Annotated in this window: 6 protein-coding genes and 1 pseudogene; 5 read left to right on the top strand and 2 right to left on the bottom strand. The window is 65.0% G+C overall.

What is annotated here, in order from left to right; genetic code table 11:
* The first annotated feature begins 343 nt into the window (after positions 1-343).
* On the top strand, positions 344-745 hold the full coding sequence (locus ACFE8Y_RS19415; protein WP_375466015.1) for a phosphohydrolase: 402 nt from the start codon (positions 344-346) through the stop codon (positions 743-745).
* A gap of 236 nt (positions 746-981) precedes the next feature.
* Positions 982-1,659 (top strand): leucyl/phenylalanyl-tRNA--protein transferase, encoded by a 678-nt coding sequence (aat, locus tag ACFE8Y_RS19410; protein ID WP_375466014.1) that lies wholly within the window; start codon positions 982-984, stop codon positions 1,657-1,659.
* A 10-nt stretch (positions 1,660-1,669) separates the two neighbouring features.
* On the opposite strand, the gene ACFE8Y_RS19405 is transcribed toward aat, so the two are convergent.
* The gene (locus ACFE8Y_RS19405; RefSeq protein WP_375466013.1) at positions 1,670-2,317 is read right to left on the bottom strand and encodes a DUF2155 domain-containing protein; all 648 of its coding nucleotides are present in this window, start codon (positions 2,315-2,317) and stop codon (positions 1,670-1,672) included.
* An 89-nt stretch (positions 2,318-2,406) separates the two neighbouring features.
* Positions 2,407-2,823, bottom strand: a complete 417-nt coding sequence (locus ACFE8Y_RS19400) for an NADH:ubiquinone oxidoreductase subunit NDUFA12 (RefSeq protein ID WP_375466012.1) — start codon at positions 2,821-2,823, stop codon at positions 2,407-2,409.
* A gap of 578 nt (positions 2,824-3,401) precedes the next feature.
* On the opposite strand from ACFE8Y_RS19400, the gene ACFE8Y_RS19395 reads away from it, so the two are divergent.
* The 3 genes and pseudogenes from ACFE8Y_RS19395 to ACFE8Y_RS19385 form a co-directional block, all read left to right on the top strand.
* Entirely contained in the window at positions 3,402-7,121 is a 3,720-nt protein-coding gene (locus ACFE8Y_RS19395) for a vitamin B12-dependent ribonucleotide reductase (RefSeq protein ID WP_375466011.1), read from the top strand.
* A 12-nt stretch (positions 7,122-7,133) separates the two neighbouring features.
* Entirely contained in the window at positions 7,134-7,814 is a 681-nt protein-coding gene (locus tag ACFE8Y_RS19390) for an ImmA/IrrE family metallo-endopeptidase (protein ID WP_375466010.1), read from the top strand.
* Between the two features lie 63 nt (positions 7,815-7,877).
* A pseudogene (locus ACFE8Y_RS19385) lies at positions 7,878-8,126 on the top strand (hypothetical protein); the annotation flags it as partial.
* Positions 8,127-8,214 lie beyond the last annotated feature (88 nt).

The raw sequence follows: 8,214 nt of genomic DNA, 5'->3' as shown, positions 1-8,214 counted from the left end.
TTTACACGGAGAGGGTCGGGGGTTCGAGTCCCTCACCGCCCACCAGCGATAACAACGACTTGCAACGATCTCTCGGATCTGGCGGCCGGCTCGCCCCCAGACACGTCTCAACAACGTACTTTTTTGCAACGCAGCATCGAGCGCGGCTGGCCGCCTGCGCGCATAGCATTCGCATCCGCGCAAGATCCGAGCGAGCGATGCCGTGATCCGACCTCTGATATTACCACCTCTCCGCCGGACCACGGCCGACGTCGAGATCTTCGCGCGTATCGTCCACGCAGGCCAGACAGACAAAGCCGGCAGGTCCCACATCGAGCACTTGGAGCGTGTGGCGAGCCGGACGATGGCGAAGGTGGCGGGCCTGCCCGGCATCCTGGACCCGGCTGCCGTGAGCGAGATGCTTCAAATCGCGTGGCTGCACGACAGCCTAGAACCGGACAGGCGGCCCTACGGCACGATCGTCGCCGAGGATCTTCTCAGCGAGGGGTTTTCCCAGGTCGTCGTACAAGGGGTTGTGCTTCTGACGCCAACGCCGGGCGTCTCCCACCTCGCCGGCATCGAGCACATCATCAGCTTCGGCGGGCTTCCCACCATCCTCGTGAAGCTCTCCGACAACGAGGACAACGCCGATCCGGAATGGCTGGCGACGCTTCCGGAGGACGTGCAAGCGCGGCTCCTGGCGAAGTACAAGCCGTCCATGGTGATGCTGCGGGACGCCGCTCCGGCAAAGGAATGGCGGGGGTGAAATTCCAAGGGATTCGCCATCGCGTGATCGCCAAGCGCGCCGCCCTGCTGATTCAGGGTCGCCAGATGGCGGAAGCCCTCCTTGCCATCGACTGCGCGAAGGACCTCTTTGCGCGAGGGGAGCGCAGGCGTCTGGCCCATGAGGCATCTGCGCCCGCGACTCACGCGCCCGTCCGGCTCGTGAATTCGCGGTCGTAACCCCTGGCGTTCCGGCCCTACCCGCACCAGAATTGGACCATGCACGACGATGCCCGCGTGGAGATTACGCCTGAGATTTTACTCAAGGCCTACGCCGCGGGCATCTTTCCGATGGCCGAGGATGCGGATGATCCGACCCTGTACTGGGTCGAGCCCCGCGCCCGCGGCGTGCTGCCGCTCGATCGATTTCGCGTGTCGCGGCGGCTCGCCCGGACCGTGCGCGCGGACGTCTTCGAGGTCCGCAGCGACATCGATTTCGACGGCGTGATCGCCGGCTGCGCCGCGCCGCGCTACGAGAGCGAGCGCACCTGGATCAACGGCCGCATCCGCGAACTCTACGGCGCCCTGTTCGACCGCGGGTACGCTCACACCATCGAGGTCTATGCCGGCGAGCCCCGGCGACTCGTCGGCGGACTCTACGGGGTCTCGCTCGGCGCGGCCTTCTTCGGCGAGAGCATGTTCCACGAGGTGCGCGACGCCTCGAAGGTGGCGCTGGTCCACCTGATCGGACGCCTCAGGGCGACGGGCTACCGGCTCGCCGACACGCAGTTCGTCACCGAGCACCTCGCCCAGTTCGGCGCCGAGGAATTGCCGCGCCACGTCTACAAGCGGCGGCTGGCCGAAGCGCTCGGCGCCCAGGCCGCGTGGAATGCGTGGCCCAGCGACGGCAGCGTGCGCGGCGCGCAGGTGCTTGCGGCACTCAACGGTGATCCTTGAGGCAGGCGTCTCAGCGGAAGATCGCGTCGAAGATCGATTGCGGCTGCTGAGGCTGCGGCGGGGCCGCCGCCGGGCCCTCGTTCGACGGGAAGAACTTTCGCGAGGGCTTCTGGCGCGGCTGAACGGGAACGCCGCGGGGCGCCTCGACGTCGACCTGCCCCTCGGAGTTCACGCGCTGCACGGTCTTGGCCGGGTCCTTCGCACCGCGCCTGCTCCGCTCGGGCTTGGACGCCAGCGCCGGCACGTCCTCCTGCTCGCGCGCCTCCGCGATGAGGTCGCTGCCGCCCCGGCAGTCGACGAGCCAGACATCGTAGATCGGGTGCTCGATGGCGTGCAGCCCCGGGCTCGCGGCAAACATCCAGCCCGTGAAGATGCGTCGGTACTTGTTCTCCAGCGTCACCTCGTCGACTTCGAGGAAGGCCGTGGTCTTGGCGCTCTCGGTCGGCGGCCGGGTGTAGCAGACCCGCGGGGTCAGTTGCAGGGCGCCGAACTGCACCGTCTCGTCTACCGCCACCTCGAAGGAGACGATGCGGCCGGTGATCTTGTCCAGGCCGGAGAACACGGCGGTCGGGTTCTTGATCTTGTCGGCCGAGGCCGGGAGCGCGCAGAGGGCAACGGCGGCGAGGCCGAGCGCGGCGCGTGCGGTGATGCGGCTCAAGGCACGCTCCTCTCGGCGGGGACGGCGCGGCACGGAGCCGGCGCATCGGCGCCTTCAACACCGCAACGGTGGTGGAAAAAGGGCGTGCGCTACTCCCCCGGCGTCCACGGCACGTAGTCGCCCGTGGCGGCCGGGCGCGCGCCCCAGGAGAGCTGCGATCCCTTGGGCCGGTAGGCGTTGGCCGATCCGGTCTGGTTCTCCGCGTGCGGCTTCTCCCACGCGCGCGGGACGTAGCTCTCCTCACTCGGGGCGACATCGACGTTGTGGCAGAGCCAGCCGCGCCAGCCGGGAGGCACCTTCGAGGCGTCTGCGTAGCCGTTGTAGATCACCCAGCGCCGCTCCGAGCCGACCGAGCGGTCGATCAGCGCCCCTTGCGCGCGGTAGTACCGGTTGCCGAGCTCGTCGCTGCCGACGAAGTTCCCGCTGCGCGCGGTGTAGAAGGCGAGCGACATCGTCTGCCCGTTCCACCACGTGAAGATGCGCAGCAGCGTGTCCTTGAGCGCCATCGCCGTCCTCGATCCATGCGGCGCGGCCACCGGGGCAGCCGCGCGCCTCGCGTTCTATGGTGAGCGAACGGCCGCAAGTCCAGCAGGAAGCCCGACCCGAGCGGTCGCCCGGAGGCGCGGGGACGCGGCTCAGTGCGAGCCTTGTTCGCCGGCTCGGACGTGTCCTCCGCGGGCCGCGCAGGGGTCCATGTCGCGCCCGAACGACGCTCCCGATGCCGGCGCATCGCCCTTGGCTTGTGGAAGCAAAATTTTTCGCAAGGGAATCCCGAAAGCGGCAACGGCACTTACCGGACCACGAAAATCATCCACAGGCTTTTGCGTCTTACCACAACATCTAGCGGGGAACATCGTCGAGCAATACCACTTGTTGACGTGAAGGTGGCTCCGGCGCTAATCTCCGGATCACGGTTCGAGCGCATCGACCCGTTCGATCCGCGCTCCCCCGACCTTCACGGCAACGTCCCGCCGATCCGGTTCACGTCCATTCGGGCGCTCGGGTGCGGCCTCCAACTTTCGGATCCAACCCCGCGCGTCGTCGCGGGACGGGGCGTTGAGCCCCGTTGGGAGAGGTGTGTTTCATGCGGTTCGAGCGTCGTTACACCACGTCCGGTTCCTCGCCCTACGCGAGCATCCCGTTCCGCAAGGCGCTCTCCGAGATCCGCAACCCCGACGGCTCGACGGTGTTCCGGCTCGACGGCATCTCGGTGCCCGAGAGCTGGAGCCAGGTAGCGAGCGACGTGCTCGCCCAGAAGTACTTCCGCAAGGCCGGCGTGCCGGCGCGCCTGAAAAGGATCGAGGAGAACGACGTCCCCTCGTTCCTCTGGCGCTCGGTGCCCGACGCGGCGGCGCTGAGTGGGCTTCCCGAGGACCAGCGCAGCGGGTCCGAGATCTCGGCGACCCAGGTGTTCGACCGGCTCGCCGGCTGCTGGACCTACTGGGGCTGGAAGGGCGGCTACTTCACCTCCGAGGAGGACGCGGCTGCCTTCATGGACGAGCTGCGCTTCATGCTGGCCCGCCAGATGGTCGCGCCGAACTCGCCGCAATGGTTCAACACCGGCCTGCACTGGGCCTACGGCATCGATGGGCCGAGCCAGGGGCACTATTACTGCGACTACAAGACCGGCGTGCTGACGAAGTCGGCTACGGCCTACGAGCACCCACAGCCGCACGCCTGCTTCATCCAGTCGGTCGCCGACGACCTCGTCAACGAGGGCGGGATCATGGACCTGTGGGTGCGGGAAGCCCGCCTGTTCAAGTACGGCTCCGGCACCGGCTCCAACTTCTCGCTGCTGCGCGGCGAGAACGAAAAGCTCGGCGGCGGCGGCAAGTCGTCGGGGCTGATGTCGTTCCTCAAGATCGGCGACCGGGCGGCGGGCGCGATCAAGTCCGGCGGCACCACGCGGCGCGCGGCCAAGATGGTGATCGTCGACATCGACCACCCGGACATCGAGGCCTTCATCGACTGGAAGGTGAAGGAGGAGCAGAAGGTTGCCGCGCTGGTGACCGGCTCGAAGGTCGTCTCCAAGCACCTCACCGCGGTGATGAAGGCCTGCACCCAGTGCGAGGCTTCAGGCGACGCCTGCTTCGACCCCGAGCGCAATCCTGCGCTCAAGCGCGAGATCAAGGCCGCCCGCAAGGCGATGGTGCCGGATGCCTACACCAAGCGCGTCGTGCAGTTCGCGCGCCAGGGCTTCACCAAGATCGACTTCCCCGTCTACGACACCGACTGGGATTCGGAGGCCTATCTCACGGTCGCCGGCCAGAACTCCAACAACTCCGTCTCGCTGACCGACGACTTCCTGCGCGCGGTCGAGGCGGATGGCGACTGGCTGCTGAAGGACCGCAACTCGGAGAAGGTCAAGTCGGTCGGCGCCCGGCACCTGTGGGACAAGATCGGCGAGGCCGCCTGGGCCTCGGCCGATCCCGGCCTGCACTTCAACACCACGATGAACGACTGGCACACCTGCCCGCAGGGCGGGCGGATCCGGGCCTCGAACCCGTGCTCCGAATACATGTTCCTCGACGACACCGCCTGCAACCTGGCCTCGGCCAACCTGCTCACGATGTACGACCGCGAGACCAAGCACTTCGACGTGGAGGCGTTCGAGCACGTCTGCCGTCTCTGGACTGTGGTGCTCGAGATCTCGGTGACGATGGCGCAGTTTCCCTCGAAGGAGATCGCCGAACTCTCGTACAAGTACCGCACGCTGGGCCTCGGCTACGCCAACATCGGTGGCCTGCTGATGACCATGAGCCTTCCTTACGATTCCGATAAGGGCCGTGCGCTCGCAGGTAGCCTCACCGCGATCATGACTGGCGTCTCCTACGCCACCTCGGCCGAGATGGCCGCCGAACTCGGGGCCTTCCCGGCCTACGAGGACAATGCCGACGCCATGCTCAAGGTAATCCGCAACCATCGCCGCGCGGCGCATGGCGAGGCGGAGGGCTACGAGTTCCTCAGCATCCCGCCGGTGCCGCTGGACCACGCCAACATCCCGCAAGGGAATCTCGGCGACCATGCGCGGGCCGCCTGGGACCGGGCTCTGAAGCTCGGCGAGGAGCACGGGTATCGCAATGCCCAGGCGACCGTGCTCGCGCCCACCGGCACCATCGGCCTCGTGATGGATTGCGACACCACCGGCATCGAACCGGACTTCGCCCTGGTGAAGTTCAAGAAGCTGGCCGGCGGCGGCTACTTCAAGATCATCAACCAGGCAGCGCCCGATGCCCTTCGGGCGCTCGGCTACCGCGAGTCCGAGATCGCCGAGATCGAGGCCTACGCCGTTGGCCACGGCTCGATGGGGCAGGCGCCGGCAATCAATCCCGGCAGCTTGCGCGCTAGGGGCTTCACCGACGACAAGATCGCGGCGATCGAGGCGGGCCTGAAATCAGCCTTCGACATCAAGTTCGTGTTCAACCGCTGGACGTTGGGCGACGCCTTCCTCACCGACACCCTCAAGGTGCCGGCGTCCAGCCTCTCCGATCCGACCTTCGAACTGCTGCCCTTTCTCGGATTCTCGAAGCGTGACGTGGAGGCCGCCAACACCCACATCTGCGGAGCGATGACGCTGGAGGGCGCCCCCGGCCTCAAGCTCGAACACTACGCGGTGTTCGACTGCGCCAATCCCTGCGGCCGGATCGGGAAGCGTTATCTCTCGGTCGACAGCCACATCCGCATGATGGCGGCGGCCCAGCCCTTCATCTCGGGGGCGATCTCCAAGACGATCAACATGCCGAACGACGCGACGGTGGAGGATTGCAAGGCGGCCTACACCCTGTCCTGGCGCCTCGCGCTCAAGGCCAACGCGCTCTACCGCGACGGCTCGAAGCTGTCGCAGCCGCTGAATTCGGCGCTGATCAATGACGAGGACGACGAGGAGGATGCGGTCGAGGCGCTGATCCAGGCGCCCGCTGCGGCCAAGGCCACGCAGTTGGCGGAAAAGATCGTCGAGCGGGTGATCGAGCGCGTCGAGCGCATCCGCTCGCGCGAGAAGCTGCCCCACCGGCGCAAAGGCTACACCCAGAAGGCCGTGGTCGGCGGCCACAAGGTGTACCTGCGCACCGGCGAGTACGACGACGGCCGCATCGGCGAGATCTTCATCGACATGCACAAGGAAGGCGCCGCCTTCCGCTCGCTGATGAACAACTTCGCCATCGCGATCTCGCTCGGGCTCCAGTACGGCGTGCCGCTGGAGGAGTACGTCGAGGCCTTCACCTTCACCCGCTTCGAGCCGGCGGGCTTCGTGCAGGGCAACGACGCGATCAAGAACGCGACCTCGATCCTCGACTACGTGGTTCGCGAGTTGGCGATCTCGTATCTCGCCCGTATGGATCTGGCCCACGTCGACCCGTCCGAGATCGGCAGCACGATCCTCGGCGGCGGCGAGACCGACACCACCCGCGAGCCGGGCAAGCCGCAACCGAGCGCGGCCAGCGTCGTCTCCCGCGGGCTGCTGCGCGGTTCGGCCGACCGCCTTACCCTGATCCAGGGTGGTCCCAGCGGCGCGACCGTCGGCGTAGGCTCCGGGAACGCGGGTCAGTCGGCCCCCGCCGGCGGTATCGTCCACGCGATGCGCGGCGCGACGGCGCTGAAGGCGGAAGAGAGAGAGCACCCCGTCACTCTCGGCTTCTCCCCGCCCAGCGCAGAGCTCGTTTCCACACAAGCCTACCGGCGCGCCGAGGCAAAACTAAAGGGCTATGTTGGCGAAGCCTGCCCGGAATGCGCGAACTTCACGCTCTTGCGAAACGGAACTTGCATGAAGTGCGACACGTGCGGAAGTACCACCGGATGCTCGTGAGAGGAACGGAGTATGGCCAGAGCCTTAACCACGGTTTTTCGGCCATACTCCGCAATCTACGCTGAGGCTGAAAAGTGTCGCGACATAGGAGGCCTAGGTAGTTCGATTGACTTTAGTATCACGGATTTTATATTGGGCCCTCTCCGTTCAAAATATCGCGGGAGCCTAGCGATCAACATTGATACTAGAAACTCTTTAGAGGAGCTGGCTAGGGTCGATTTTATCGAAAATAGAAGATCCATTGTATTGCAAGTTAGAAAAAGCGTGTGGGACGCCGCACTCGACAAGGAGGCGGAAGGACGGCGAGTGCTTGCCCATGAGATCGGCCACATATGGCTGCATAAAGACGACAAATTCGGCTTCTCAGAATTTTCCGAGTTCAGTCGCCGCTTTGTCGAACCTGAGTATTATGTTGAAGATCAAGCAAATCTGTTTGCCGATGTTTTTCTCCTGCCTGATTGTGCTCTAAAAGCATTTTCGAGCCGACAAGATATTATCGAGTATTGTGATTACTATTGTGGAATTCCGAATGATGTAATCGATCGACGCTTTGCGGTTGCTCAAGATTTGAATAAATATCATTTCGGACCTAAGTACGATCCGTCTCGTGTGTGCCGAAGTTGCGGTGGTGACAGGGTGCGATGCATATTGTCATATACAGCATGTGACGATTGTAAAAATATAACATACTGAGTGATAAATATTGACGATTATTGTTAAAATCAAAACTTTGTTCCTCTAAATTTCGAGAAGCTCGCCATCGCGATCTCGCTCGGGCTCCAGTACGGCGTGCCGCTGGAGGAGTACGTCGAGGCCTTCACCTTCACCCGCTTCGAGCCGGCGGGCTTCGTGCAGGGCAACGACGCGATCAAGAACGCGACCTCGATCCTCGACTACGTGGTTCGCGAGTTGGCGATCTCGTATCTCGCCCGTATGGATCTGGCCCACGTCGACCCGTCCGAGATCGGCAGCACGATCCTCGGCGGCGGCGAGACCGACACCACCTGCGGCGAGCATCGCGCAGCCGTCCTCCATGAACTCCCCGTCAGCGCCCGGCGGTCTGGACCTGCAGCATGTTGACCACCTGCACCCG

It is taken from the genome of uncultured Methylobacterium sp., from assembly GCF_964242245.1.
In the GTDB taxonomy this organism is placed as follows: domain Bacteria; phylum Pseudomonadota; class Alphaproteobacteria; order Rhizobiales; family Beijerinckiaceae; genus Methylobacterium.
This window is presented reverse-complemented; position numbering and strand designations above follow the sequence as displayed.